General features: G+C 67.4%; 23 protein-coding genes. 12 read left to right on the top strand and 11 right to left on the bottom strand.

The genetic code is table 11. From position 1 onward, the window contains the following. A partial coding sequence (locus ACZY0Y_RS10890; RefSeq protein WP_463957949.1) for a hypothetical protein occupies positions 1 to 197 on the top strand: 197 nt, incomplete at its 5' end. Between the two features lie 20 nt (positions 198 to 217). Here the strand turns inward: ACZY0Y_RS10890 and ACZY0Y_RS10885 are convergent. After that, positions 218 to 445: a hypothetical protein gene (locus ACZY0Y_RS10885; protein ID WP_463957947.1), complete on the bottom strand. Its 228-nt coding sequence runs from the start codon at positions 443 to 445 to the stop codon at positions 218 to 220. A 290-nt stretch (positions 446 to 735) separates the two neighbouring features. Next, positions 736 to 1,605 carry an Fpg/Nei family DNA glycosylase gene (locus ACZY0Y_RS10880; protein WP_463957945.1) on the bottom strand — a complete coding sequence of 290 codons (870 nt, stop codon included), beginning with the start codon at positions 1,603 to 1,605 and terminating at the stop codon, positions 736 to 738. A 146-nt stretch (positions 1,606 to 1,751) separates the two neighbouring features. On the opposite strand from ACZY0Y_RS10880, the gene gcvH reads away from it, so the two are divergent. The 5 genes from gcvH to ACZY0Y_RS10855 all read left to right on the top strand — a co-directional run bounded on the left by gcvH (position 1,752) and on the right by ACZY0Y_RS10855 (position 4,868). Beyond that, the gene (gene gcvH, locus ACZY0Y_RS10875; RefSeq protein ID WP_463957943.1) at positions 1,752 to 2,138 is read left to right on the top strand and encodes a glycine cleavage system protein GcvH; all 387 of its coding nucleotides are present in this window, start codon (positions 1,752 to 1,754) and stop codon (positions 2,136 to 2,138) included. A gap of 152 nt (positions 2,139 to 2,290) precedes the next feature. Beyond that, positions 2,291 to 2,767, top strand: coding sequence for an FHA domain-containing protein (locus ACZY0Y_RS10870; RefSeq protein WP_463882539.1), 477 nt, complete (start codon positions 2,291 to 2,293; stop codon positions 2,765 to 2,767). 23 nt (positions 2,768 to 2,790) lie between these two features. Beyond that, positions 2,791 to 3,507 carry a transcriptional regulator FtsR gene (gene ftsR, locus ACZY0Y_RS10865; RefSeq protein WP_463957942.1) on the top strand — a complete coding sequence of 239 codons (717 nt, stop codon included), beginning with the start codon at positions 2,791 to 2,793 and terminating at the stop codon, positions 3,505 to 3,507. Beyond that, positions 3,507 to 4,010 carry a bifunctional nuclease family protein gene (locus ACZY0Y_RS10860; RefSeq protein WP_463957940.1) on the top strand — a complete coding sequence of 168 codons (504 nt, stop codon included), beginning with the start codon at positions 3,507 to 3,509 and terminating at the stop codon, positions 4,008 to 4,010. Before ftsR ends, ACZY0Y_RS10860 begins: the two co-directional genes overlap by 1 nt. Positions 4,011 to 4,271: 261 nt before the next feature. Further along, positions 4,272 to 4,868 (top strand): MerR family transcriptional regulator, encoded by a 597-nt coding sequence (locus tag ACZY0Y_RS10855; protein ID WP_024365114.1) that lies wholly within the window; start codon positions 4,272 to 4,274, stop codon positions 4,866 to 4,868. 75 nt (positions 4,869 to 4,943) lie between these two features. On the opposite strand, the gene ACZY0Y_RS10850 is transcribed toward ACZY0Y_RS10855, so the two are convergent. Next, entirely contained in the window at positions 4,944 to 5,795 is an 852-nt protein-coding gene (locus tag ACZY0Y_RS10850; RefSeq protein WP_463882547.1) for a ParA family protein, read from the bottom strand. 336 nt (positions 5,796 to 6,131) lie between these two features. On the opposite strand from ACZY0Y_RS10850, the gene ACZY0Y_RS10845 reads away from it, so the two are divergent. Then, positions 6,132 to 9,530 carry a pyruvate carboxylase gene (locus ACZY0Y_RS10845; protein ID WP_463957938.1) on the top strand — a complete coding sequence of 1,133 codons (3,399 nt, stop codon included), beginning with the start codon at positions 6,132 to 6,134 and terminating at the stop codon, positions 9,528 to 9,530. A gap of 75 nt (positions 9,531 to 9,605) precedes the next feature. On the opposite strand, the gene ACZY0Y_RS10840 is transcribed toward ACZY0Y_RS10845, so the two are convergent. Next, positions 9,606 to 11,426 (bottom strand): AMP-dependent synthetase/ligase, encoded by a 1,821-nt coding sequence (locus ACZY0Y_RS10840; protein ID WP_463882552.1) that lies wholly within the window; start codon positions 11,424 to 11,426, stop codon positions 9,606 to 9,608. A 237-nt stretch (positions 11,427 to 11,663) separates the two neighbouring features. Here ACZY0Y_RS10840 and ACZY0Y_RS10835 point away from each other — a divergent pair, with 237 nt between their 5' ends. Further along, entirely contained in the window at positions 11,664 to 12,755 is a 1,092-nt protein-coding gene (locus ACZY0Y_RS10835) for an ROK family glucokinase (RefSeq protein ID WP_463882554.1), read from the top strand. Here ACZY0Y_RS10835 and ACZY0Y_RS10830 read toward each other — a convergent pair. From ACZY0Y_RS10830 to ACZY0Y_RS10820, 3 genes are read right to left on the bottom strand one after another with little or no spacing between them, the layout of a single operon-like run. After that, positions 12,752 to 13,372, bottom strand: a complete 621-nt coding sequence (locus ACZY0Y_RS10830) for a hypothetical protein (RefSeq protein ID WP_463882557.1) — start codon at positions 13,370 to 13,372, stop codon at positions 12,752 to 12,754. The genes ACZY0Y_RS10835 and ACZY0Y_RS10830 overlap by 4 nt on opposite strands. After that, on the bottom strand, positions 13,365 to 14,168 hold the full coding sequence (locus ACZY0Y_RS10825; RefSeq protein ID WP_463957936.1) for an alpha/beta hydrolase: 804 nt from the start codon (positions 14,166 to 14,168) through the stop codon (positions 13,365 to 13,367). The genes ACZY0Y_RS10830 and ACZY0Y_RS10825 overlap by 8 nt, the downstream gene beginning before the upstream one ends. Beyond that, positions 14,165 to 14,989 (bottom strand): alpha/beta hydrolase, encoded by an 825-nt coding sequence (locus ACZY0Y_RS10820; RefSeq protein WP_463882562.1) that lies wholly within the window; start codon positions 14,987 to 14,989, stop codon positions 14,165 to 14,167. Before ACZY0Y_RS10820 ends, ACZY0Y_RS10825 begins: the two co-directional genes overlap by 4 nt. A 111-nt stretch (positions 14,990 to 15,100) precedes the next feature. On the opposite strand from ACZY0Y_RS10820, the gene ACZY0Y_RS10815 reads away from it, so the two are divergent. Both ACZY0Y_RS10815 and ACZY0Y_RS10810 read left to right on the top strand, forming a co-directional pair. Continuing rightward, a complete protein-coding gene (locus ACZY0Y_RS10815; RefSeq protein ID WP_463957934.1) occupies positions 15,101 to 15,844 on the top strand; it encodes a lysophospholipid acyltransferase family protein in 744 nt (247 codons plus the stop codon). A 79-nt stretch (positions 15,845 to 15,923) separates the two neighbouring features. Next, positions 15,924 to 17,357 (top strand): class II 3-deoxy-7-phosphoheptulonate synthase, encoded by a 1,434-nt coding sequence (locus tag ACZY0Y_RS10810; RefSeq protein WP_463957932.1) that lies wholly within the window; start codon positions 15,924 to 15,926, stop codon positions 17,355 to 17,357. Between the two features lie 88 nt (positions 17,358 to 17,445). On the opposite strand, the gene ACZY0Y_RS10805 is transcribed toward ACZY0Y_RS10810, so the two are convergent. Both ACZY0Y_RS10805 and ACZY0Y_RS10800 read right to left on the bottom strand, forming a co-directional pair. Next, positions 17,446 to 19,569 (bottom strand): PASTA domain-containing protein, encoded by a 2,124-nt coding sequence (locus ACZY0Y_RS10805; RefSeq protein WP_463957952.1) that lies wholly within the window; start codon positions 19,567 to 19,569, stop codon positions 17,446 to 17,448. A 119-nt stretch (positions 19,570 to 19,688) separates the two neighbouring features. After that, positions 19,689 to 21,101 carry a lytic transglycosylase gene (locus tag ACZY0Y_RS10800; protein WP_463957930.1) on the bottom strand — a complete coding sequence of 471 codons (1,413 nt, stop codon included), beginning with the start codon at positions 21,099 to 21,101 and terminating at the stop codon, positions 19,689 to 19,691. Between the two features lie 278 nt (positions 21,102 to 21,379). Between ACZY0Y_RS10800 and ACZY0Y_RS10795 the strand changes: the two genes are divergently transcribed. Then, a complete protein-coding gene (locus ACZY0Y_RS10795) occupies positions 21,380 to 21,733 on the top strand; it encodes an Rv2175c family DNA-binding protein (RefSeq protein WP_463882572.1) in 354 nt (117 codons plus the stop codon). Positions 21,734 to 21,905: 172 nt separating this feature from the next. Here ACZY0Y_RS10795 and ACZY0Y_RS10790 read toward each other — a convergent pair whose 3' ends face one another. Next, positions 21,906 to 23,000 (bottom strand): polyprenyl synthetase family protein, encoded by a 1,095-nt coding sequence (locus ACZY0Y_RS10790; RefSeq protein ID WP_463882574.1) that lies wholly within the window; start codon positions 22,998 to 23,000, stop codon positions 21,906 to 21,908. After that, entirely contained in the window at positions 22,997 to 23,530 is a 534-nt protein-coding gene (locus ACZY0Y_RS10785; RefSeq protein WP_463957928.1) for a hypothetical protein, read from the bottom strand. The genes ACZY0Y_RS10790 and ACZY0Y_RS10785 overlap by 4 nt, the downstream gene beginning before the upstream one ends. A 74-nt stretch (positions 23,531 to 23,604) precedes the next feature. Between ACZY0Y_RS10785 and dinB the strand changes: the two genes are divergently transcribed. Continuing rightward, positions 23,605 to 24,867, top strand: coding sequence for a DNA polymerase IV (dinB, locus tag ACZY0Y_RS10780; RefSeq protein ID WP_463882578.1), 1,263 nt, complete (start codon positions 23,605 to 23,607; stop codon positions 24,865 to 24,867). The last annotated feature ends 17 nt before the right edge of the window (positions 24,868 to 24,884 follow it).

Below are 24,884 nucleotides of genomic sequence, written 5' to 3'. Positions count from 1 at the left end.
GGGGGGGGAGTACCGCGGATCCGTCGTCATCCGTGGGCTGCAGAAGCCTCGATGCGGTCGATAATGCGCTCGTAGAGCGGCGCATCATGCATCTGTACCCGCAGCGTTATGCGGGTGCCGCCGGCGTCCGATTCGAACTCATGGGTCAAGGTGTAGAGCGCCGTCTCGTGGTGGTGGCCCTTGGTCCCGCCCAGTGACATCGTCGGATGCATCGCGACTATGATCCGTCCGGAAGGACCTCGACGTACTCGATACGGTCAGCCTCCTCAAGCACCCCCGACTTCATGGACAGGTGCGCGGTCGTCCCCACGCCGCCCGGGATGACATCGGCATCGACAACATGCTCCGGGTCTCCCGCGAACAGCTGCTGCGGATCGAGGCAGTAGGCGAACCCCGCGCTCGGTGGAGCGTTGATCTCGATCGACTCGTCGGCTCTCGTCGTCACGTCAGTCACCATTCTCACCCCCCTCTCGCCACCAAGATCAACAGTTGTACAGCGCGATCCGGCCCGACAGGGTATAAGGTCCCACACGCTCATTCGGACACGCCTTAGCTGCCTGGACAGAGACAGACGAAGAGATACTCTTCGTCCGGGTCCCATGGAGCGCCCACAAGCCCGCACTCGTTGGTCCTGACCCCAACCGTGCCGCCGAACGTGGCACCAGAATTGGCACGAACTCGGCGTCGTCCAGTGGTGTCGGAGCCGCGCCGCCTTCGGAAAGCGACGGCGCCCGCCTACTTCAGGAAGCGCGACGTCCGGCGGTCGGCCAGGATCCTTCCCTGCGTCTGGCATCCGGGACAGTACTGCAGGGCCGTGTCCGCGAAGGACACCTCGCGGACTGTGTCCCCGCATACCGGGCACGCTTCCCCGGCCCGCCCATGGACCCTCAGGTGGCTCCGTTTGGTGTCCTTGAGCTCACCGGGTGCTTTGCCGCCGGCTTCCCGCAGCGCTGTCCCGAGAATGCTGTGGATGGCGTCGTAGAGCCGCTGGACCGCATCCCGGTCCAGCGACCTGGCAATGGCGAAGGGCGACGTCCGGGCCGCGTGCAGGATCTCGTCGCTGTAGGCGTTTCCGATCCCGGCAATCACGCTCTGGCTGCGCAGGACACCCTTGATTTGCTGCGAACTCGAACCCAGGACCCTGGCCAGGGCGTCGGCGTCGAACCCGGCACTGAACGGATCCGGTCCCAGCGCGGCAATACCGGGAACGTCGGAGGGGTCCCGGACCACGTACACCGCCAGGCTCTTCTTCGTTCCGGCCTCTGTCAGGTCTAGATCCGAGGGGCCTGTGTCACTGGAAAACGACAGCCGCACCGCCAGGTGTCCTTTTCCCATTTTCAAGGGGGTGTCCGTGGGCGCCTCGGTGAAACGGACCCAGTCGGCCCTCGCCAGATGGAAGACAAAACACAGCCCGTCGGCGTCCAGGCAGACAAACTTGCCGAAGCGGCGCACCCCGGTCACAGACCTGCCCTCCAGCCGGGAGAACGGCGGATCCGCCGTTTTGAGCACGGCGAAGGAGACGATCTGGACCTTCGTGACAGCAGCGCCGAGGAGGTGCCGGGCCAGGAAGTCGGTCAGGGCCGCCACTTCGGGAAGCTCCGGCATTGCCTAGCCTTTACCGGCTTGTTCCGTCATGGCCCCATCATGCCGGAGTCCTCCCCGGGCCCGGCCGGATATGCCTATACTTTCAGCGGCGGACAGTTCACGTGACCGCCGCCGCTATTGGTGATTGACCCGATGAAAGGCCCGTCATGAGCATCATTCCCGAAGAGCTGTCCTACACCGCAGAACACGAGTGGGTTTCTGCCCCGAACGCCGACGGTGTCGTGCGCGTGGGCATCACTGATTTTGCCCAGGACGCCCTGGGGGACGTCGTCTATGCCCAGATGCCTGAGTCGGGCACCACGGTCAAGGCAAACGACGTCGTTGGCGAGGTCGAGTCCACCAAGAGCGTCAGCGACATCTACGCCCCGGTTTCCGGTGAAGTTGTGTCCCGCAACGAGGCCCTGGACACCGATTCCGCCCTGATCAATTCGGATCCCTACGGCGAGGGCTGGCTGCTGGAAATCAAGCTGGCGGAAGCCGACGCGATCGAGTCGCTCCTCAGTGCATCGGAGTACGAACAACAGGTAGGCTAAAGCAAAGCCCATTCGGGCCGGGTCGTTGGAACAGCCGTTGGGAAACCAGCCACTCAACGTCCCGCCGAAAGGCTGAATCCCGGATTTGCACGGCTTTTCCGGACGGCATGCGTTGTTTGCAGGGGGGACACCTGCAGCGAATGGAGGAATCAATGTTTGGGCACGAACGCAACAACACCGGTGACGGTTATGGCACGGGTGAAGTGAAGGCTTCGGAGACCACGTCGATCAACCTCACGCCGGTCCGCGATGAACCCACCATCACCCCGAAACTTTCGGTGGAGGAGCGGGCCGCCGTTGAGGCGCTCCCGTATGGCTCTGCCCTGCTGGTGGCGCACAGCGGTCCCAACACGGGCGCCCGCTTCCTGCTGGACACGGACATCACGACGGCGGGCCGGCACCCGGACGCCGACATCTTCCTCGACGACGTCACGGTTTCCCGCCGGCACGTGGAGTTCCGCCGCACGGCGCGCAGCTTCGAAGTCGTGGACACCGGAAGCCTCAACGGCACCTACGTGAACAACGACCGCGTCGACGGCGTCGAACTGAAGTCCGGCAACGAAGTCCAGATCGGGAAGTTCCGCCTCACCTTCTACCTGAGCCCTGCCCGCGCAGCAGGCAACGTCTGATTCCGGAGCAGCTGCCTGTGGCCATGGCACAAGCGGAACGGCGCGGACCCCAGGTTCTGAACATCGGGGAAGTCCTGGCTCAGCTGAGCGACGACTTTCCCAGCATGACGGCGTCGAAAATCCGGTTCCTTGAGGAAAAGGGGCTGATCAACCCCCAACGGACCCCTGCCGGGTACCGCCAGTACGCCGAGAGCGACGTCGAACGGCTGCGCTTCGTGCTGGCCCTCCAGCGGGACCAGTACCTGCCCCTGAAGGTCATCAAGGACTACCTCGACGCGATCGACCGCGGCGAGCGCCCCGACAACCTGCCTCCCGGCGTCACGGTCTCGCCGCGGATTGTCTCCGAAGAGCTCGCATCCGAACTCCAGAACCGGGTCCGAAGGCTCAGTGAGGAACAGCTCCGGGCCGAGTCCGGCGCCAGCGTGCCGCTGCTGGAATCGCTCCTGAGCTTCGGCCTGATCGGCCACGTCAACGGCAAATTCGATGAGCACGCCCTCCAGGTGGCGCGCGCCTGCGTCCAGCTGGAGAGCCACGGCCTGGAACCACGGCACCTGCGGCCGTTCCAGGCAGCCGCCGAACGCGAGTTCGGGCTGGTGGAGCGTGCGGTGTCCACCCTGACTTCCCGCAAGGACGCCGCGTCCCATGCCCGTGCCGCGGAGGCCGCCCGGGAGATCAGCGAGCTGTGCCTGACGCTGCACCGGGCCCTGGTCCAGGACCGCATCTCGAGGATGGACATCTGATGATTGAGGTGGAAATTGTAGGCGTGCGGATTGAACTTCCGTCCAACCAGCCGCTCGTCCTGCTCAAGGAGATCCACGGGGAGCGGCACGTGCCGATCTGGATCGGCACCCCCGAAGCCAGCGCCATCGCCCTGGCCCAGCAGGGGGTCGTGCCCCCGCGTCCCATGACGCACGACCTGCTGGTGGACGTCGTTGAATCCCTCGGCCACACGATCGTCAGCGTCAACATTGTGGCCGTGGAGGACAACATCTTCTACGGGCAGCTCCAGTTCGAGGACGGGACCACGGTCAGTTCCCGTGCCTCCGATGCCCTGGCCCTGGCCCTCCGCGCCAAGTGCCGGATCTGGTGCGCCGACGCCGTGATGGAAGAAGCCGGTGTCCGGATCACCGAACACGACGAGGGCGAAGACACCCACCCGGGTCCCGCCGTCGACGAAGAAGGGGAACTGCGCCGGTTCCGGGAGTTCCTCGACGACGTGGAACCTGAGGATTTCGCGGGCTGAGGTCTCGTTAAGGTTAAAGTCGAGGATGAAAGTTTCGACACGCCCCGGCAATACCTCGAACGTCTTTGACCTTGGGCCCCGGCAGGCCTAACGTCAGAAGTACCAGTTCCCATTGCACGCAACAGCCGCTCAGGTCACACTGGAAGGTGCAGCCCCGGCAGAATTACTCGGATGAATTTTATCCGCCCGTGTGTTGTTTAGGCAGACATAACCGGTTGTTGCTGCATTTTCCGCAGGGGAGCCATGACAAGGAGGATCCACGTGAGTCCGAAAGGCGAAGCAGGCGAGCTCAAGCAGCCCTCGGCGGCTGGTGTGGCCGTGCCCGCCAGCGGTGCCCAGGGCCTGCTGTTCACCGAGGATCTTCCCGTCCTGGACGAGGATGCGGGCTACCGTGGCCCCACGGCCTGCAAGGCCGCCGGCATCACCTACAGGCAGCTGGACTACTGGGCACGCACCGGGCTGGTGGAGCCTGCCGTCCGCGGCGCTGCCGGTTCAGGCTCCCAGCGACTTTATGGCTTCCGCGACATCCTGGTCCTCAAGGTCGTCAAGCGCCTGCTCGACACGGGCGTTTCCCTCCAGCAGATCCGCACGGCCGTTGAACACCTCCGGGAGCGCGGCGTCGAGGACCTTGCCCAGATCACCCTCATGAGCGACGGCGCCAGCGTTTACGAGTGCACGTCGGCGGACGAAGTGATCGACCTCGTCCAGGGTGGACAGGGCGTCTTCGGCATCGCCGTCGGCCGTGTCTGGCGCGAAGTGGAGGGCAGCCTCGCGGCCCTTCCCAGCGAACACGCCAGCGACCAGTCATTCCCCGACGACGAACTCAGCAAGCGCCGGGCCACCCGCAAGATCGGCTAGGCTCCAGCTACCCGCTGCCACGGAAAGGGCCGCCTTCCTGAGGGAGGCGGCCTTTGCTGTTGGTGGTGGATGTGCTCAGCGGTGGGTGCGGTCCCGGACCTGGGCGGCGGCCGGACGGCCGTCCGGGTGCAGCAGGTTCGCCAGGAGGGCATCGAACAGCGCGGCGGCGCTCTTGGCCGACTCGCCGGGCCAGTGGTGGATGGAGTGGGCGGCACCCTGGATCTGCTGCCAGTTGGCCTGCTCCGGGATGTGCGGGGACAGGAGCAGTTCGCCGAACATCGATTCCATCTCAGCGAGCCGGAAAGTGTGCTCGGCGGAACCGGTCCGCACGCGGTTGGCGACAATGCCGGCGGGGGAGAGGTTCGGGGCGAATTCCTGGCGGAACAGCTGGATGGCCCGCATGGTGCGTTCCGTGCCGGCGACCGAGAAGAGGCCCGGTTCGGCGACGAGAACAACTTTGTCGCTGGCGGACCAGGCCATCCTGGTGAGTCCGTTCAGGGAGGGCGGGCAATCCACGAGGACCAGCTCGTACTGCTCCGCGCCGGCCAGTACCGTGGAGAGCCGGCGGAGGTCGCGGCGGCCCAGGTCGGGGCGGTCGTAAACGCCGGTGTAGGCCGAGCCGACGGCCACATCCAGGATGGCTTCCGCCAAGCCGGCGGGAGCGCCGCCGTTGCCGGAAGCCCGTTCCACCCAGCCGCTGGGGACCACGTTCTCTGCCAGGCGCGCCCGCCGGGGTGCCTTGAGCATCCGGCCGATGTCCTGCTGGTCTCCCGGCCGGGCTCCCAGTGCCGTGCTCGCATCGGCGTGGGGGTCAAGGTCGACGACAAGGGTGGGGATGCCGGCGGCCAAGGCCGCGGACGCCAATCCGGTGGTCACCGATGTCTTGCCGACACCGCCTTTGAGGCTGCTGATGCTGACTACTTGCACTTGAAAAACCAATACCTAACGCCGGTTGCCGGGACGGGGTCCTGCCGGCTCCTGCGTTCTCCGGAGCCGGGGCGTGCATGCGCCACCCACCCCCTCATCATATGTTGCCGCCCCGCCGAAACCTGTCTCATCGGGCGCCCGGGGCGGCAGATCATGGATAAGCTGCAATGGGGGCCGGATCCGCCCCTGCTTGAACTGGTTGTCCGGCGGACCTGCCTGATCCGGCATACGTGACGCGCGTCGCTGTGACAGTCGCCACAATAATTTGTGTTTGTGCGTCCGGTTCTTAGACACTGTGACGAATTACCGGTAAACCCGCGATGATGCAGGAGAAGTATGTTTTCGAAGATTCTGGTGGCCAATCGCGGCGAAATTGCGATCCGTGCCTTCCGTGCCAGCTACGAGCTGGGTGCCAAGACTGTTGCTGTCTTCCCGAACGAGGACCGCAACTCAATCCACCGCCAGAAGGCCGACGAGGCATATCTGATTGGTGAAGAGGGCCACCCCGTCCGGGCCTACCTCGACGTCGATGAGGTGGTGCGCGTGGCCAAGGAATCCGGGGCCGACGCCATCTACCCCGGCTACGGATTCCTCTCCGAGAATCCGCGCCTGGCACGGGCCGCCGCGGAAGCCGGCATCACGTTTGTTGGGCCGCCGGCCGAGGTCCTGGAACTTGCCGGCAACAAGGTTGCCGCCCTGGAGGCTGCCCGCAAGGCCGGCGTGCCGGTGCTGAAATCCAGCCAGCCCTCGAAAGACCTCGACGAACTCATCGCAGCCGCCGACGTGATCGGCTTCCCCATTTTCGCCAAGGCTGTCGCCGGCGGCGGCGGGCGCGGCATGCGCCGCGTCGACACCCGCGAGGCCCTTCCCGAAGCGCTGCAGGCCGCCATGCGCGAAGCCGACGCGGCCTTCGGTGACCCCACCATGTTCCTGGAGCAGGCCGTCCTGCGTCCCCGCCACATCGAGGTCCAGATCCTGGCCGATGCGGAGGGCAACGTCATGCACCTCTTCGAGCGCGACTGTTCCATCCAGCGCCGCCACCAGAAGGTCATCGAGATCGCGCCGGCACCTAACCTCGACGAAGGCATCCGGCAGGCGCTCTACCGCGACGCCGTGAAGTTCGCCAAGGCGCTGAACTACGTCAACGCCGGCACCGTGGAATTCCTCATCGACACCGTGGGCGAGCGTGCGGGCCAGCACGTCTTCATCGAAATGAACCCGCGGATCCAGGTCGAACACACCGTCACCGAGGAAGTCACCGACGTGGACCTCGTCCAGGCTCAACTGCGCATCGCCGCCGGTGAGACCCTCGCGGACCTGGGCCTCTCCCAGGAGACTGTCCAGCTCAAGGGTGCCGCCCTGCAGTGCCGCATCACCACGGAAGACCCGGCCAACGGCTTCCGGCCCGACGTCGGCAAGATCACCGGCTACCGGTCGGCCGGCGGCGCCGGTGTACGGCTCGACGGCGGCACCGTCTACTCCGGTGCGGAGATCAGCCCGCACTTCGACTCGATGCTGGTCAAGCTGACCTGCCGCGGCCGCGAATATCCGGCCGCGGTGGCCCGGGCGCGCCGTGCCCTCGCCGAGTTCCGCATCCGCGGGGTCTCCACCAACATCTCCTTCCTGCAGGCGGTCCTGGACGACGCCGACTTCATCGCCGGCAACGTGGCCACCTCGTTCATTGACGAACGTCCCGAGCTGCTCAAGGCCCGGGTCTCCGCAGACCGCGGCACCAAGCTGCTGACCTGGCTCGCCGAAGTCACCGTGAACAAGCCCAACGGCCAGCTCACGGTCCACAGCGATCCCGCTGCCAAACTCCCCGCCCTGGACGACGCGGCCGCCGCTCGGCCGGGCTCCCGGCAGCGGCTGCTGGAACTGGGGCCGGAAGGTTTCGCGCAGGCGCTGCGCGCGCAGGATGCCGTCGCCGTTACGGACACCACGTTCCGTGATGCCCACCAGTCGCTGCTCGCCACCCGGGTCCGCACCCGCGACCTCGTGGCAGCAGGTCCGGCAGTGTCCACGCTCCTCCCGGAACTGCTCTCCGTCGAGGCCTGGGGCGGAGCCACCTACGACGTCGCCCTGCGCTTCCTCGGCGAGGACCCCTGGGACCGGCTCGCGGCGCTGCGCAAGGCCCTGCCGAACGTCTGCCTGCAGATGCTCCTGCGGGGCCGCAACACTGTCGGCTACACCCCGTACCCGGAAGAGGTCACGGTCGCTTTCGTCAACGAGGCCGCCGCGACCGGCATCGACATCTTCCGCATCTTCGACGCACTCAACGACGTCAACCAGATGGCCCCGGCCATCCGCGCCGTCCGCGAGACCGGCACCGCCGTCGCGGAGGTGGCCCTGTGCTACACCGCCGACATGCTCGACCCGAACGAGACGCTCTACACCCTCGAGTACTACCTGGAGCTGGCGCAGAAGATCGTCGACGCCGGCGCGCACATCCTGGCGATCAAGGACATGGCCGGCCTGCTGCGTCCCGCCGCTGCTGCCCGCCTCGTGACGGCCCTGCGTGAACGCTTCGACCTCCCGGTCCACCTGCACACGCACGACACGGCCGGCGGACAGCTGGCAACACTGCTGGCAGCCGTCGACGCCGGAGTGGACGCCGTGGACGTGGCCTCCGCCTCGCTGGCCGGCACCACCAGCCAGCCCTCAGCCTCCGCGCTGGTGGCAGCCCTGGCGCACACGCCCCGCGACACCGGCCTGAGCCTGGCCAACGTCTGCGCCCTGGAACCGTACTGGGAGGCCGTCCGACGCGTCTACGCCCCGTTCGAGTCCGGGCTTCCGGGCCCCACCGGCCGGGTCTACCAGCACGAGATCCCCGGCGGCCAGCTCTCCAACCTGCGCCAGCAGGCGATCGCCCTTGGCCTCGGTGAGCGCTTTGAGGCCATCGAGGACATGTACACTGCGGCGGACCGGATCCTTGGCCGGCTCGTGAAGGTCACCCCGTCCTCCAAGGTTGTCGGCGACCTCGCCCTGCACCTCGTGGGACTCAACGCCGATCCCGCAGACTTCAACGAGAACCCGCAGAAATACGACATCCCGGACTCCGTGATCGGCTTCCTGTCCGGTGAACTGGGCGATCCTCCCGGCGGCTGGCCGGAACCGTTCCGCACCAAGGCCCTGCAGGGCCGCACGGTCAAGGTCCGCGACGTCGAGCTCAGCGCCGAGGACAGCGCCGCCCTCAAGTCCGACTCCAAGACCGTGCAGCAGACCCTCAACCGGCTGCTCTTCGCCGGGCCCACCAAGGACTACCAGAAGAGCGTGGAGTCCTACGGCAACCTCTCGGTCCTGGACACCCGCGACTACCTGTTCGGGCTGCAGCGCGGCGCCGAGCACGAGATCGAGCTGGAGAAGGGCGTCCGCCTGATCGCCTCACTCGAAGCCGTCTCCGAACCGGACGAGAAGGGCATGCGCACCGTGATGTGCACGCTCAACGGCCAGTCCCGCCCGGTGGTGGTCCGTGACCGCTCCGTCGTCAGCAACGTCAAGGCAGCAGAACGGGCCGACACCTCCCAGCCCGGACAGGTGGCCGCACCGTTCGCCGGCGCCGTCACCCTGACCGTCAAGGCAGGCGAGACGGTCAAGGCCGGCGACACCGTCGCCACGATCGAGGCCATGAAGATGGAAGCATCCATCACGACGCCGGTGGCCGGTACCGTCTCGCGCCTCGCCGTCGGGGCGATTGAACAGGTCCAGGGCGGAGACCTGCTGCTGGTCGTCGAGTAGCGGCAGCGAACACCTTCGAGCCGGACGCAAAAAAGGGACCCTCCGCCGACGCGGAGGGTCCCTTTGCTGTTGTGCCTAGACCTGGGTGGGACGCGGGGCGCCGTACATCTCCTCGATGACGTTCTCGAAGTCCTTCATCACCTGCGCGCGCTTGACCTTCATCGACGGCGTCAGGTGCCCGGACGCCTCCGTGAAGTCGGCCGGGACGATCCGGAACGACTTGATGGCCTCGGCCTGGGAGACCGACTGGTTGGCGCCGTTGATAAGTTCCTGCACCGCGGCCTTGACCACCGGGTTGTCGGTGGCCTCGGCCAGGGTCGTTGAGGCGGGGAGCCCGTGGCGGTGCAGCCAGCCGGGCAGGGCCTCCTCGTCGAGGGTGACCAGGGCTCCGATGAAGGGCCGGTTGTCGCCCACCACAAGCACCTGCGAGACCAGCGCGTCGGCCCGGATCTGATCCTCCAGGAGGGCCGGAACGACGTTCTTGCCGCTGGCCGTGACAATGATTTCCTTCTTGCGTCCCGTGATGGTCAGGAAGCCCTGCCCGTCGAGGTGTCCAATGTCGCCGGTGCGGAACCAGCCATCGACGAAGGACTCCGCGGAGAGGTCCTCGCGCTTGTAGTAGCCGCGCATGACGCACACGCCCTTGGCCAGGATTTCGCCGTCGTCGGCGATCTTGACGGCGTTCCCGGGAATCGGGGCGCCGACGGTGCCGATCTTAATCAACTCTGGCGTGTTCACGGTAACGGGGGCCGTGGTTTCGGTCAGCCCGTAGCCTTCCAGGATCTGCATGCCGATGCCCTGGAAGAAGTGACCCAGCCGCTCACCCAACGGGCCGCCGCCGGAGACGGCGTGGGCCACCTCGCCGCCCATGGCCGCGCGGAGCTTGCCGTAGACGAGCTTGTCGAAGAGGGTGTGCTTAAGCTTCAGGCCCAGGCCGACCTTGCCGGCCTGGCGGGCACGGGAGAATTCGATGGCGGTGTCCGCGGCGCGGTGGAAGATGGCGCCCTTGCCGCCGTCCTCGGCCTTGGTCAGTGCCGAGTTGTAGACCTTCTCGAACACCCGCGGCACCGCGAGGATGAAGGTTGGTTTGTAGCTCTGCAGGTCCGGCAGGAGGTTCTTGATGTCCGGCGTGTGTGCCACCGTGACGCCGCCGGCGACCGCGAGCACTGAAATGAACCGCGCGAACACGTGGGCGAGCGGCAGGAACATGATGGTCCGGGCCTGCTCGTGGACGATATTGTTCAGCGAGGTGGCCAGCGCGTTTTCGGACAGTCTCACGAAGTTACCGTGGGTCAGCTCGCAGCCCTTGGGACGTCCGGTGGTGCCCGAGGTGTAGATGATCGTGGCGAGGTCGTCGAGGCTTGCGAGGCTGCGCCGGGCCTCCAGCTCCTCGTTGCTGACCGTCGCGCCGGCAGCACGGACCTCGTCGAGGCCCGTGCCTTCGAGCTGCCAGACGTGGGCCAGGTCCGTGAGGCCCTCGGAGGTGGCAGCCTGCCGGATGATGGCCTCGTGGTGGGCGGACTCGCCGAACGCGGCGACGGCACCGGAATCACCCAGGTTCCAGGCGACCTGCGAGGGCGAGGAGGTCTCATAGATCGGCACGGAGACGGCACCGGCGAACCAGATGGCGAAGTCAATGAGGGCCCATTCATACCGGGTGCGGGACATAATGCCAACCCGGTCGCCGGCGGCGACGCCGCTGGCCATCAGGCCTTTGGCGAGCAGGGAAACATCGGCCAGGAAATCGGTGGCCCGGACGTCCTGCCATTGTCCGGCCGCGTCAAGGCGGGAGAACAGGGCCGGGTTGGAGGTCTTTGCGGCCTGCCGCAGGACCAGGTCCGTGACGTTCGTTTCCGGGGGAACGTTGACCAGGGGCGGGACACTGATTTCTCGCACGTTAGCTCCTTTGATATCCATGGACCCGCGAGGGGTACGACTAACACTAGTACGCCCTCCGGGGGATGTGGGTTACACCACACCTACTGGCGAGTAACATACCGGCTGGGACACCCGGGTGCCAAGCCGGAGGGGCGTGCCGGGCCGCGGCCGGGGCGCGGACCGGCGGTGATCCCCGGCCCTCCTCCCGGTGATGCGGCCTGTGCCCGGGCACTGCGGCGAATAGGATAGGGAACCATGCACACACCATCACCGGGACAGCTGCCCGGCCCGTACCGCAGAACGGCCGCCTGGCGGCGCAGGACGCCGGCGGGCGCGGCCGCCGCGCCGGCCGGACAGGGTCTCCGGGAGCACTTGCGGCTCGACCGCAAGGGCCTCGCCATCGGCGTGGACATTGGCGGCACCAAGGTGGCGGCCGGTGTGGTCGACGCGGAGGGCCGGATCCTCGCCCAGGCCAAGCGGTCCACTCCCGGCAACGACCCCCGCGCGGTCGAACAGGTCATTGTTGAGCTGGTCGAGGAGCTGGGCGAGGGCCACCGTATCTGGTCGGTAGGGATCGGCGCGGCCGGCTGGATGGACCTCGACGGCGGCACCGTGCTGTTCAGCCCGCATCTTGCGTGGCGCAACGAACCCCTCCGGGACAACCTGCAGCGGCTGCTCCGCCGGCCCGTGCTGCTGACCAACGACGCCGATGCCGCCGGCTGGGCGGAGTGGCGCTTCGGGGCAGGGCAGGGCCAGAACCGCCTGGTCTGCATTACCCTCGGAACCGGAATCGGCGGTGCCATGGTGATGGACGGCCGGCTGGAACGCGGACGGTTCGGTGTGGCCGGGGAGTTCGGCCATCAAATCATCATGCCCGGCGGCCACCGCTGCGAGTGCGGCAACCGGGGCTGCTGGGAGCAGTACGCTTCCGGGAATGCCCTGGGCCGGGAAGCCCGGGAACTCGCGGCCGCCAATTCCCCGGTGGCCCAGGAACTGCTCAAAGCGGTGGACGGCCACGTGGAGCGCATCACCGGCGTGATTGTCACCGAACTGGCCAAAGCCGGGGACGCGACGTCCCGGGAACTGCTCGAGGACGTAGGGGAATGGCTCGGCCTGGGCCTCGCCAACCTCGCCGCCGCGCTGGATCCGGGCAAGTTCGTGATCGGCGGCGGACTCTGCGATGCCGGCGAACTGCTGGTCGGGCCGGCCCGGAAGGCTTTCGCCCGGAACCTGACGGGCCGCGGCTTCCGGCCCGCTGCGGAAATTGAACTGGCCGCCCTTGGCCCGAACGCGGGCCTGATTGGTGCCGCGGACCTGTCCCGGGTCAGCAGCCGCATGCACAGCTAGATGCGTGCGCCGTCGTCGTGCTCGTCCTTCTCACCCGGCAGCTTCATGATCAGGAAGACCACCGACGCCGCAAACGCCGCCACCATTCCGAGGATGGCCATCAGCGGGGCGGAGCGCCAGAACATCGCGGACATCACGAGCGCCACGGGGCCCCCCACCGCACCCAGCCAGGCCAGGACCGTCATCGGGTCGGCACCGGCAAGGCTGGGCGGTTCCTCCGGCACGAACTCGGCCGGGACAAACGGGTCATCCTCCGCGCCCTCGTAGTCCCGCGGCCCCGGTACGTCCCCAGGTTGGTGGCCGGCGGCCGCGCCCGCAGGGGAGGTCCCGTCGGCCGTGGCCTGTGCCAGCCGTTCCTTGGCGGAAAGTTCAATCGGCACGCCGGCGGAAAGACCCAGCGGGTCGAAGTCGCTGAAGGGCCGGGGCGCTGCGGCGCTGCCGGCGCCGTCCGTGACGGGTGCTTCCGCTCCGCCTGCGCCGTCATGGCCTTTCCGGATTTCAGGGGCTCCCGGGCCGGTGGACGGGTCCTCTTCTTCCAGCCTCGCAACGAGCTCCAGCCAGACGGCGTCGTCCTGGTTGGCGCTGGAATCCGGGGAGTTGGGGTCCGGTTTAGTCATCGGCCGTGTCCTTCTGGCTAGCGTGGGCGGCGCCCGGTGCCTGTCCCGCAGCCAGCGACCGGATGAACTCGGCCGAGCCGCGGAAGATCTGGGGCGCGTCGTTGTCCATCGTAGCCACGTGGTAACTGTTTTCCAGCCGGATCACCTCCAGCGGGGCGTGGGTCAGGCCGCGGCGCAGGGCGACCATGCTCGACTCGGAGACCACATGGTCCACCGCGGAACGGTACACCCGCACGGGAGCGGTGATCCGGGGGAGGAGCCGCACGGTGTCCTTGAACATCTTGTTCAGCTCGTGCGCCGCGGCGACCGGCGTCCGGGAATAGGCCCTCTCGTCGATGCCCTCCTTCAGGATGTCGTTGGCGATCGCCGGGGTGCTCTTCAGGACAAATTTCAGGATGCCCGCCAGCGGTGCCCGGGGATCGTCAATGACAAGGCCCGGGTTAACCAGCACTGCCCCGGCGACGGGCCGCGTGGCGGCAATCCGCAGCGCCAGCGCCCCGCCCATGGACAGCCCGGCAACGACCACCTGGTCACATTCCCCGGCGAGCTCAAGGTAGGCGGCGTCGAGTGCCGCGTGCCAGTCCTGCCAGCGCGTCCGCGCCAGCTCCTGCCAGCTGGTGCCGTGCCCGGGCAGCAGCGGCATCCGCACGGCGTAGCCGGCGTCCGACAGCGACCCGGCCCAGTCCCTGACCCCGTGCGGGCTGCCGGTGAAGCCATGCGAGACCACGACGCCGGTGCGGGTGCCGGTCCCGGTGAACGGGCTGCTGAACGGCGTGTGGTCCAGGGGAATGGTCATGGGGTCTCCGGGATTCTGGTGGCGGGGCTCTCCCGTGCCGCCGCGGCTTGCGGCGCGGCGGCTGAGTGGTGCAGGAAGAACTGAACGGACTGCTCAAAAATCAGGGGGGCGTCGACGTCGAGCGTCGCCACATGCCCGCTGTCCGGCAAACTGACCACCGCGAGCTCCCGCGATCCCAGCCGCTTCCGGAGCAGTTCGATCGAGGTGGGCGGAACCACGGTGTCGGTATCGGACTTGAACACGAGCGCCGGCGCGGTGACGGCGGGCAGTTCGCGCAGAGCGGCCCCGAAGAGCCGGCTCAGCTGGTGGACGGCTTCCAGCGGGGTGAGTGAGTAGTCGCCGTCCCCGGTGGTCACGGGCGCCGGGTTCGGTTCCTGGGCCGGGACGGTGGTGCGCTGGAAGTGCTTCAGCAGGCCGATGTAGCGCACCCGCCGGTCATAGAAGCTCAGTCCCGGATTGACGACGGCGACCCCGGCCACGTGATGGCGCGCGGCCACGCGCAGCGCGATGGTGCCACCCATGGACAGTCCAGCCACGTAGCAGTGCCGGGTTCCGGCGGCGAGCTCCAGATAGGCGGCCTCAAATTCCCGGTACCAGTCCAGCCAGCTGTGGCGGGCGAGGTCGCGCCAGTCCGTGCCATGACCGGGCAGCAGCGGGACGGACACCGCGAAGCCCCGCCGGGCCAGGTGCCCGGCCCACGGAAGGACGCTCAGGGGACTGCCCGTGAAGCCGTGGCAGATGGCCACGCCGATGCCTGCGTTGGCGCCGTGGCCGGGATAACTGAACGCTGCGGGCGCCAGGGGAGTGCTGCTTCCGGTCATGAGCCCATCGTGTCACTGTTCCGGACAAAACTCACTAGAGTAGGGTGTCATTGAAGTCCTGGCCGGGTCCGGTGGAGGGCCGGCCAGACGCCTTCCGGAGAGGTACACCACGTGTTTTATTGGTTCATGAAGACGTTCGTTCTCGGGCCGGTCCTGAAGACGCTTTTCAGGCCCTGGGTCAAGGGCCTGGACAACGTCCCCGCCGAGGGCGCAGCGATTCTGGCCTCCAACCATCTGTCCTTCTCCGACTCCATCTTTATGCCGCTGATGGTGCCCCGTCCCGTCGTGTTCCTCGCAAAATCGGAGTACTTTACCGGCAAGGGAATCAAAGGCCGGCTGACGGCCACCTTCTTCCGGCTCACCAACCAGCTGCCGATGGACCGCTCCGGCGGGGCCGCGTCCGCGCTCTCACTCAATGCCGGCATGGACGTGCTGAAGAACGGCTCGCTCCTGGGCATCTACCCCGAGGGCACCCGCAGCCCGGACTCCCGTCTGTACCGCGGCAAAGTGGGTGTGGCGCGCTTGGTCCTGCAGGCCCGCGTCCCCGTGATCCCGGTTGCGATGATCGGCACGGACAAAGTCCAGCCGATCGGCAGGAGGATGCCGAACATCCGGCGCATCGGAATGATCTTCGGCGAGCCGCTGGACTTCAGCCGCTACTACGGCTTGGAGGACGACCGGCTGATCCAGCGGTCCGTGACCGACGAGATCATGTACGAACTCATGCGGCTCTCCGGCCAGGAATACGTCGACGAGTACGCCGCCGTCGTCAAGCTCCGGCTCGCAGGGAAGGCCGCGGAGGTCCCCGGGGAAGGCACCGCCGGCTCCGGTCCGGCCAATCCCGGGACCGGCTGAGGGGACCGTGTGACGGGACCCGCGCAGTCAATGACGGCCCGGGTCCGACGATCGCCGCGGAGGCAACTATCCTTGGAATGTGACTGAGCTATCTGCGCCTTCGGCCTTCCCCCTGAACAGTTCCCTGAGCGGCTCGCCCCTGGCGGGCTCGGCCCTGACCAGCACCGCCCAGAGTGGTGCCGCCAACTATCCCGGCCTGGATCACTGGCGGGAGCTGCCGGCTTCCCAACAGCCGAACTGGTCGGACAAGGCAGTCTTCGAGGCCTCGGTCAAGGAACTGTCGGTCCTCCCACCGCTCGTCTTTGCCGGCGAAGTGGACATCCTCCGCGAACGCCTCGCCGCCGCGGCGCAGGGCAAGGCCTTCCTGCTTCAGGGCGGCGACTGCGCGGAAACGTTCGAGGCCGCCACAGCGGACAAGATCAGCGCCCGGGTGCGCACCATCCTCCAGATGGCCGTCGTCCTGACCTACGGCGCCGCCATGCCGGTCATCAAGATGGGCCGGATGGCCGGGCAATTTGCCAAGCCGCGCTCGTCCAACGATGAAACCCGCGAAGGCGTCACGCTGCCGGCCTACCGCGGCGACATTGTCAACGGCTATAGCTTCACGCCGGAATCCCGCGCCCACGACGCCGGCCGGATGCTGAAGGCCTACCATACGTCCGCCTCCACCCTGAACCTGATCCGCGCGTTCACGCAGGGCGGCTTCGCCGACCTGCGGCTCGTGCACCAGTGGAACAAGGGCTTCACGGAGAACCCCGCCCACGCACGCTACGAGTCGCTGGCCCGGGACATCGACCGTGCCATCAAGTTCATGGCCTCCTGCGGCGCGGATTTCGAGGCGCTCAAGCGCGTGGAGTTCTACGCCAGCCACGAGGCGCTGCTGCTCGACTACGAACGCGCCCTGACCCGCATCGACTCCCGCACCGGCTTCCCGTACGACACCTCCGCGCACTTCCTCTGGATCGGTGAGCGCACACGCGAACTGGACCACGCGCACGTCGACTTCCTCTCGCGGGTGCGCAACCCGATTGGTGTGAAGCTGGGGCCGGGCACCAGCGGCGACGACGCGCTGCGCCTGATCGACAAACTGGATCCGGACCGTGAACCCGGCCGCCTGACGTTTATTACCCGGATGGGTGCCGGCAACATCCGGGAGAAGCTGCCCCCGATCGTGGAGCGGGTCACCGCTTCCGGCGCACAGGTCCTCTGGGTCACCGACCCCATGCACGGCAACACGGTCACCTCGCCGAACGGCTACAAGACCCGGAACTTCGACGACGTCATCGACGAGGTGCGCGGCTTCTTCGAGGTCCACCACGGGCTGGGCACGGTCCCCGGCGGCCTGCACGTCGAAATGACCGGCGACGACGTGGCAGAGTGCCTCGGCGGGGCCGATCCGGTGGACCAGGAGTCCTTCCTGGACCGCTACGAATCGGTCTGCGATCCCCGCCTGAACCACATGCAGTCCCTCGAGATGGCCTTCCTGGTGGCCGGAGCACTGTCTAAGCGTTAAGTACCAGTTCCAAGGCGGCAAACAGCTCCGCCCCCGGCTGATCCAGCCGGGGGCGGAGCTGTTTTTGTCCGGGGCAGCCCGGCGGCTGTCAGACCACGGTCAGTGTGACAACAGAGCCCTCAGGAACTTTCTTGTTCACAGGTTCCTGGTCCCGGACGGTGCCGAAGAAGCCGCCCAGGATGTTGTTCACCCGGACTTCGAAGCCCAGCTGTTCAAGGGCTTTGCGGGCCTCGTCGACCTGCTTGCCGATGAAGCTTGGAACGTCAACGAGCTTGGGACCCTTGGAAACGGTCAGCGTCACGGTGCCGCCCCGGGTGAGGTTGCCGGAGGCCGGATCCTGCGAGACCACGCCGCCCTTGGGCACTTTCTTGTCAAAGACGGTCCCGGGTGCGATCGCGGCTTTCAGGCCGGCGGCTTCGATGGCCTTGACGGCGTCACCCTGGTCCTGGCCGCGCACGTCCGGCACCGGAAGGGGCTGCGGACCCTTGGACACGGTGAGGTCCACCGGAGTGCCGTGCCGGACAGGATTGCCGCTGCGCGGGGCCTGCGCCAGGACGGTCCCGGCGGGGGCGGACTCGTCGTATGTTTCAGCGATCTGTCCCAAAGCCATGCCTGCGCCATTGAGGGCGGTCCTGGCCTCATCCAGGGATTTGCCGGTCAGCTCGGGGAGGGCAAAGAGCTCGGGGCCTTTGGAGACTGCGAGGGAGACCGGCTGGAACTTCCGGATGACCTCCCCGGCCGCAGGTTCCGATCCGACCACCAGCCCGGGGGCCACATCGTCGTCGAAGACATCCCTGGTGTTCGACTGGAATCCGGCCGTGCGGAGCAGTTGCTGGGCCTCGGCCACCGTCTTGTTCGCCAGCTGCGGGATTGTCCCGGGGGAGCCCGGTCCCATGCCGAAGAACCAGCCTGCCCCACCGGCCAGCAGTGCCGCGATGACCAGCACCAGAATCCAGAGCAGGCCACGCCGCCGGGGGTTTCCCTCCCGCAGGCTCCGGACCGGGGTGGCCGCGGCACGCTGGCGTGCTTTCTCCTCATCACGGTCGTGTTTGCGCTGCGCCCGCTTGCTGGCAGGAACTGCGGATGCCGGTCCGTTGGCGAAACGCTCATCGTGGTTGTCCGGGTAGGGTGCTTCCTCCGGGGCGGACAGCGGGCCGTAGCCGGGGTGCCGCGGCGAAGCGGACATCACGGTGGTCGGGTGGATGCCGCGGCCGATGAATTCCGTGGGTTGTTGGTGTCCGCCGATGATTTCGGTGGCGCCGCTGCCGGCTCCCGGATCCGGGGCACCGCCGGGACGCCTGGCGGGCGGCCCCGGCACGGGCGGCAGGGCAGGGCGTGCCGCCGGCGGCTGCAGGTCGAGTTCGGCCTGGCTCAGGTTGGTCCGGATATGGCGGAGTTCGGAGAGCAGGGAATCGCCGTCGACCGGGCGCTTGTCCGGGTCATTGGCGGTGCACCACTGCACGAGTTCATCGATTTCGGCGGCCAGTCCGGGCACCAGCACCGAGGGGGCGCCGACGGTCGAATTAACATGCTGGTAGGCCACCTGGACGGGAATCTCGCCGTCGAACGGCTGCCGTCCGGTGATCATCTCGTACAGCATGATCCCGACCGAGTAGATGTCGCTGCGCGCGTCGGCCTGCCTGCCGAGCACGAGTTCGGGCGAGAGGTACGCCACGGTGCCAATCAGCGCGCCGGTGCTGGTCGACGTCGAAATGGCGCGGGCCAGTCCGAAGTCGCCAAGCTTGATCCGCCCGTCGTCGGCGATCAGCACGTTCTCGGGTTTGATGTCCCGGTGGATGAGCCCCGCGGCGTGGGCTGCGCCCAGGCCTTCGACGACAGGGTCGATCAGCGCCAGCGCCACGCGCGGGGGGAGCGCTCCCTTGTCCTTGAGGACATCGCGCAGGGTGTGGCCCTTGATGTACTCCATCACCAGGTAGGCCACCCTGTCATCCTCGCCCTGGTCCAGGACGCCCACAACGTGCGGGTGCGACAGCCGGGCGGCTGCCTTGGCCTCGCGGCCCAGCCGGTCGAGGAACTGCGGGTCGCCGGCCATGTGGGGGTGCAGCACCTTCAGCGCCACATCGCGCTCCAGGCGCTGGTCGGTGGCCACATACACAGTGGACATCCCGCCGCTGGCGAGCCTGGATTGAATCAGGTACCGGCCATCCACCAGAGTGCCAACGAGGGGGTCCGACGAGTAATCCTGCACTATACGATCCTAATCGCTGCACGGAAACGGGCCCGAATCACCATGCGATCCGGACCCGTATCGTTATCCTGCGGGGGGCTTGGCAGCGCGTTTAGGCGCCGCGGCCTGGACTGTCCCGACTCCTAGGCGAAGTTCTTCTGGTGTGCCTTGATGGACTCCACATAGCGCTTGGTGTCGTCGTACATGCCGTACTTGCTGACCGAGTACTGGCCCTGGTAGTAGCCCGCAATGGCCGTGTCCAGGTCCTTGCTGGTGCGGACCAGCTGGCGGATGATAGCGACCCCGGCCGTGGCGTTGTCGTATGGGTCCAGCAGGTTGAGCCGGCGGCCCACCAGGTCCGAAGCCCATACGCCCGAGGACGGGATGACCTGCATGGTGCCGATCGCGTTGGCGGGCGAGACCGAGCGGTGGTCGAAGCTGGATTCCTGGAAGGCGAAGGCCAGGGCCAGGGCGGGGTCGACACCCATACGGCGGGCGGTGTCCGCCACGATGGTCTTCATCTGTTCCCGGCTGGGCACCGGCGAGGCGTTCAGCAGGGCCTTGTTCCCGTTGGCGGAGCTGACGACTGCTGCCGGGTAGCTGAAGCCGAGGAAGGTGTTCGGGACGAGCGGCGTCACAGTGGCTGCGGGCGGGGTGGGGGTGGAGGCCGGCGCGATCGACGAGCCCGGAAGCGCAAGCTTCTGGCCGGGGTAGATGATGCTGCTCATCGTCAGGCGGTTGGCGGACAGAATGTCGGCGAGCTTGACGCCATTCCTGGCCGCAATGCCGGAGAGCGTGTCGCCCGACTTGATGGTGTAGGAACCCGGGGCAGGGGCAGGGGCAGGGGCCGGAGCCGGAGTTGCGGCCGGCACCACCGGGGCGGGAGCAGCCGGAGCGGGGGCTGGAGCCGACGGGGCTGGCGCGGCCGTGCCGCCGCCGATCTTGATCTGCTGGCCGGGGCGGATGATGGAGCCCATGTTGAGCCCGTTCCAGCCGAAGACCTCGGAGAGCTTGACGCCGTGGCGGGCGGCGATGGCGCTGAGTGTGTCGCCCGACTTCACGGTGTAGACGCTGCCGGCAGCAGCCGACGGGGCGGGAGCGGCCGGAGCAGCCGGCTCCGGAGCCGTGGCCGAGCCGCCGAGTTTGATCTTCTGACCGGGGTAGATGATGGTGTTCGCCTGCAGCTGGTTCAACTTCAGGATGGCGTAGGTGTCCAGGCCGAACTTGCCGGCGATTCCACTGATCGTGTCACCGCGGGCGATCGTGTACTCCGCCGGGGCGGACACCTGGGCCGGGCGGAACGCGGTCGGCATGGCCGCCGGGACGGAACCGGCAGGAATCATCGCGGAACCCAGCGTCCGTGCGGTCTGTCCCTGGGCCTGGGCCTGCATGGCTGCAGCCAGCGTGGCCGGGATGGCACGGGGACGCGACTCCGCCGCTGCCGGTTGGGCGAGCGCCAAAGAAGACAGGACGACGGCGGGAAGGGCCGCCGTCGTGGCCGCAATCATCGGCAGGCTGGGCCTCGCGGCGGGTTTTGGCGAACGTGACGTCGTCATGGGAAAGGTCCTCTTCTCAGCGGCGATCGCTGCGGGTCTGGCCGGCGTTACTGGTGTTACCAGTGTGACTCAAGTTATTGCTGTTACAAATGTGATCTATGTGAATCTCTCATGAATTGGGAATTAGCACAAGAACTGTTTGACGTTCCGCAAACAAGTATTTGTGGAGTGTCGGCCGCGGAGCCGCGGCCGCGGCCGGAAGCGGCGTCCGGGCAGCCGCAATTTAACGGGCGGGCGTCGACTAGGCGCAGGGGCTGCCGGCATGGCAATCTTGATCCGTGAGTAATGTAGAAAGCCTTGTGGGCGAATGGCTGCCCCTGCCCGATGTCGCACAGCTTCTGAACGTTTCAATTACCAAGGTCCATGCGCTCCTGGACGAACGGGCGTTGGCGGCATTGCGCGTAGGCGAACGCCGGATCCGCTGCGTTCCTGCGGAATTCATCCAGGACGGCCACGCCGTTGAGAGCCTTAAGGGAACGGTTGTGGTCCTCGCCGACGCCGGTTATTCCGACGAGGAACTCATTACCTGGCTGTTTACGCCCGATGAATCCCTGCGCGGCCGCCCGATCGATGCCCTGCGTGAGGGCCGCAAAACGGAAATCCGGCGCCGGGCGCAGTCCCTGGCCTGGTAGCCGCAAACACCGTACCCGTCTTTGGCTGACGCAGACTCTGGCTGACGCAGTCCGCAGCTGACGCAGTCCTTAACTAACGCAGGCCCTGTACCTCGCTACGAGGTGCGGGGCCTGCGTTTGTCTGTATCCTTGGGGATCCCGGTCCGGCCGGGCAGTGCCGGCTCAGGGCTGGTCAGGCTGCTCGGCTGACCGTGGCCTCGGCGAGCTTCCGGAGCGCTGTCTTGGGCAGTTCCTCCAGGGGCAGGAGATCCAGCGCCGTGAACGCTGCGTGTCCGAATTCCCCGATGAGTACTTCCGTGGCCTGGAGTGCGCCGCAGTCGGCGATGATGCGGCGGATTTCGTCCACGTCGGCATCGTCCAGCCCGGGGCTGCCCAGCTTCGCGTCAATGAACGCCGACTCGGCCGGGCTGGCCAGGTCCAGGGCGAAGGCGATCAGCACCGTCCGCTTGCCTTCTCGGAGGTCGTCTCCCGCCGGTTTGCCGGTGGTGACAGGGTCGCCGAAGACTCCCAGGACGTCGTCGCGGAGCTGGAAGGCCTCGCCCAGCGGGAGGGCAAACGCCGAGTAGCCGCGGAGCAACTCGTCGTGGGCGCCGGCCAGGGCGCCCCCCAGGGCCAGCGGATGCTCCGTGGAGTACTTGGCCGACTTGAAGCGGATGATGGACTGGGCGCGGCTGACGGCTCCGGCCCGGTCCCGCCTCGGCCCGGCCACCTCCTCGAGGATATCGAGGTACTGGCCTGCCATGACCTCGGCGCGCATCAGGTTGAAGATCAGCCGTGCCCGGGTTCCGGAGGCTGCACTCTGCCCGATCTCGGTAAACGATTCCTCGCTGAAGGACAGGCACAGATCCCCGGTCAGGATCGCGGCCGCGTGCCCAAACCGTTCGCTGTCCAGCGCCCAGCCCTGCGTCTCGTGCAGTTCGCTGAAGCGCCGGTGCACGCTGGGTCCGCCCCTGCGGGTGTCCGACCGGTCGATGATGTCGTCGTGGATCAGCGCCGCGGCCTGGAAAAGCTCCAGCGCCGAGCCGGCCGTCACCACCTCATGGGCTCCTGCCTCGCCGCCGGCGCCCCGCCAGCCCCAGTAGCACATGAGCGCCCGCAGGCGCTTTCCGCCGGTGACAAGGTTCGAGATCGATCCCATCAGCGGATCGATGTCCGGGGAGATCGAGGACATCACCGACTGGCGGGTGGCCAGGAAATCGGTGAGTTTTCCGGCGACGGCGGCAACGTAGGCGGCCTGTTCCAGGCGCAACTGCTCCGCGAGGGTCACTTGACGGACTCGGCGGCGACGTTCGCGCCGATGGTGAACGTGGAAACGCCGGCGGTTTCAATCACCGAAATGTTGACCGTTTCGTTGTCACCGCGCAGGAAGTCCTTGGACGGGACGGCGCCCACGGTTTCCCCCGGAACGGCCTGGAAGCCCTGGGCTACCAGTTCCTTCGTATAGAAGGCCAGGACGTCGGCCGACGGCGCCGAGATGCTGCCGACGAGCGCCACGGTGGCGGGCGTCGTGGTCTTGTCAAAGCTGCTGGAGACAATCTTCGCTCCAGGCATCACCGGCAGGAGCTTCTCCGGGAAACCGGGGACCAGGGCGCCGACCGTGGCCGAGGTGCCGGGTTCCGCCGAGGGGCTTGCCGACGCCGTGGTGGAGGGCTGGGCCGCGGACGGCGCAGCCGAGGCTGACGGGGAGCCCGAGGAAGCGGTCCCGGGGTTGGCGGGCGTGCAAGCGGCCAGGGCCATCAGCGTGCCCGCCGCCATAACGGCTACCGCAGCACGTTTGCGCTGTCCAAATTCCTTCACAGGGACTTTCCTCCTGGTGTTGACGCCGGATGCAGCCTCCAGTTTAGTCAGTCCCGGGGCATAGGATTGAAGACGTGGGGCCGGACCAGGACAAACAGCAGCGGGAGCAGTCTCCCCAGGGCGCAGCCCGGCGGCTCGGGGAAGCAGAAATACGCGAGCTCCGGCGGAGCAGCATCATGCACGTGGACATGGACGCGTTCTTTGTCTCCGTGGAACTGCGCAGCCGCCCGGCACTCGTGGGTAGGCCCGTCATCGTGGGCTACCCCGCTGACCGTTCCGTCGTGCTGTCCGCCTCCTACGCAGCCCGGAAATTCGGCGTCAAGTCGGCCATGCCGATGGTGATTGCCATGCGGATGTGTCCCTCCGCCGTCGTCATCGAGCCCCGCCACAAGCTGTACTACGAGGTGTCCGGCCAGATCATGGCCATCTTCGGCTCGATTACCGAACTCGTGGAGCCACTGAGCGTGGACGAGGCCTTCCTCGACGTCGGGGGAGCCATCCGGCGGCTTGGCCCGCCCCGCGGGATCGGCGAACTCATCCGCACCCGGGTCCGCAGCGAACTCGGCATCACCGCGTCCGTGGGGATAGCGGCCAGCAAGTTCGTGGCGAAGATCGCGTCGACCCGCTGCAAGCCCAACGGCCTGCTGCTCATCGGTCCGGAGGAGACCGTCCCGTACCTGCACAGCCTTCCGGTCAGCGCCCTTTGGGGAGTCGGTGCCAAAACCGTCGAAGTGCTCTCCCGGATGGGCATCCGGACCGTCGCGGATGTCGCGGCGTCCCCGCTGCCGTCCCTCCGGAAGGTGCTCGGTGCTTCCGGAGAGCACGTCTACCGGCTGTCGTGGGGGATTGACCCCCGCCCGGTCACTCCCGTCCGGCTCGAGAAAAGCATCGGCGCGGAAGAGACCTTCGCCGTGGACACAGCCGACGAGGCGCTGCTGCACCGGGAACTGCTGCGCCTCTCGCACCGGACAGCGGAGCGGCTCCGCAGCGCCGGCATGCACGCCCGCACCGTGGCCCTGAAGCTGCGCTACGCGGACTTCTCCACGATCACCCGCAGCCGCACGGTGGGCACCCCGATCGACAGCGCCCAGTTGCTGTACGCCGTCGCCGTCCAGCTGCTGGAATCACTCGGCGACCGCCCCATGACCGTCCGGCTCGTCGGCATCAGGGCCGAGCAGCTCGAGGAGGCGGCGCAGGCGCCCCTGCAGTTGAGCCTTGACCGCCGGGACGACAACTGGCGCGCCGCTGAACAGGTCCTGGATCAGGTGACCCGGAAGTTCGGCACAAAATCGGTCCTTCCTGCCCGGCTCCTGGACCCCGGGACCACCCCGGGCTGACCCGGACAGTCCAGTAA

Source organism: Pseudarthrobacter kochi, assembly GCF_055412805.1.
Note: the sequence above shows the minus strand (reverse complement) of the source record. Positions and strands in the feature narration are given on the sequence as shown.

What these genes read in the sequence shown, in the direction of transcription:
- gcvH (WP_463957943.1), top strand. Translation starts at nt 1,752, where the DNA reads ATGAGCATCATTCCCGAAGAGCTGTCCTACACCGCAGAACACGAGTGG.
- ACZY0Y_RS10800 (WP_463957930.1), bottom strand. Translation starts at nt 21,101, where the DNA reads ATGACGACGTCACGTTCGCCAAAACCCGCCGCGAGGCCCAGCCTGCCG.
- ftsR (WP_463957942.1), top strand. Translation starts at nt 2,791, where the DNA reads ATGGCACAAGCGGAACGGCGCGGACCCCAGGTTCTGAACATCGGGGAA.
- ACZY0Y_RS10870 (WP_463882539.1), top strand. Translation starts at nt 2,291, where the DNA reads ATGTTTGGGCACGAACGCAACAACACCGGTGACGGTTATGGCACGGGT.
- ACZY0Y_RS10825 (WP_463957936.1), bottom strand. Translation starts at nt 14,168, where the DNA reads ATGACCATTCCCCTGGACCACACGCCGTTCAGCAGCCCGTTCACCGGG.
- ACZY0Y_RS10830 (WP_463882557.1), bottom strand. Translation starts at nt 13,372, where the DNA reads ATGACTAAACCGGACCCCAACTCCCCGGATTCCAGCGCCAACCAGGAC.
- ACZY0Y_RS10845 (WP_463957938.1), top strand. Translation starts at nt 6,132, where the DNA reads ATGTTTTCGAAGATTCTGGTGGCCAATCGCGGCGAAATTGCGATCCGT.
- ACZY0Y_RS10860 (WP_463957940.1), top strand. Translation starts at nt 3,507, where the DNA reads ATGATTGAGGTGGAAATTGTAGGCGTGCGGATTGAACTTCCGTCCAAC.
- ACZY0Y_RS10880 (WP_463957945.1), bottom strand. Translation starts at nt 1,605, where the DNA reads ATGCCGGAGCTTCCCGAAGTGGCGGCCCTGACCGACTTCCTGGCCCGG.
- ACZY0Y_RS10820 (WP_463882562.1), bottom strand. Translation starts at nt 14,989, where the DNA reads ATGACCGGAAGCAGCACTCCCCTGGCGCCCGCAGCGTTCAGTTATCCC.
- ACZY0Y_RS10835 (WP_463882554.1), top strand. Translation starts at nt 11,664, where the DNA reads ATGCACACACCATCACCGGGACAGCTGCCCGGCCCGTACCGCAGAACG.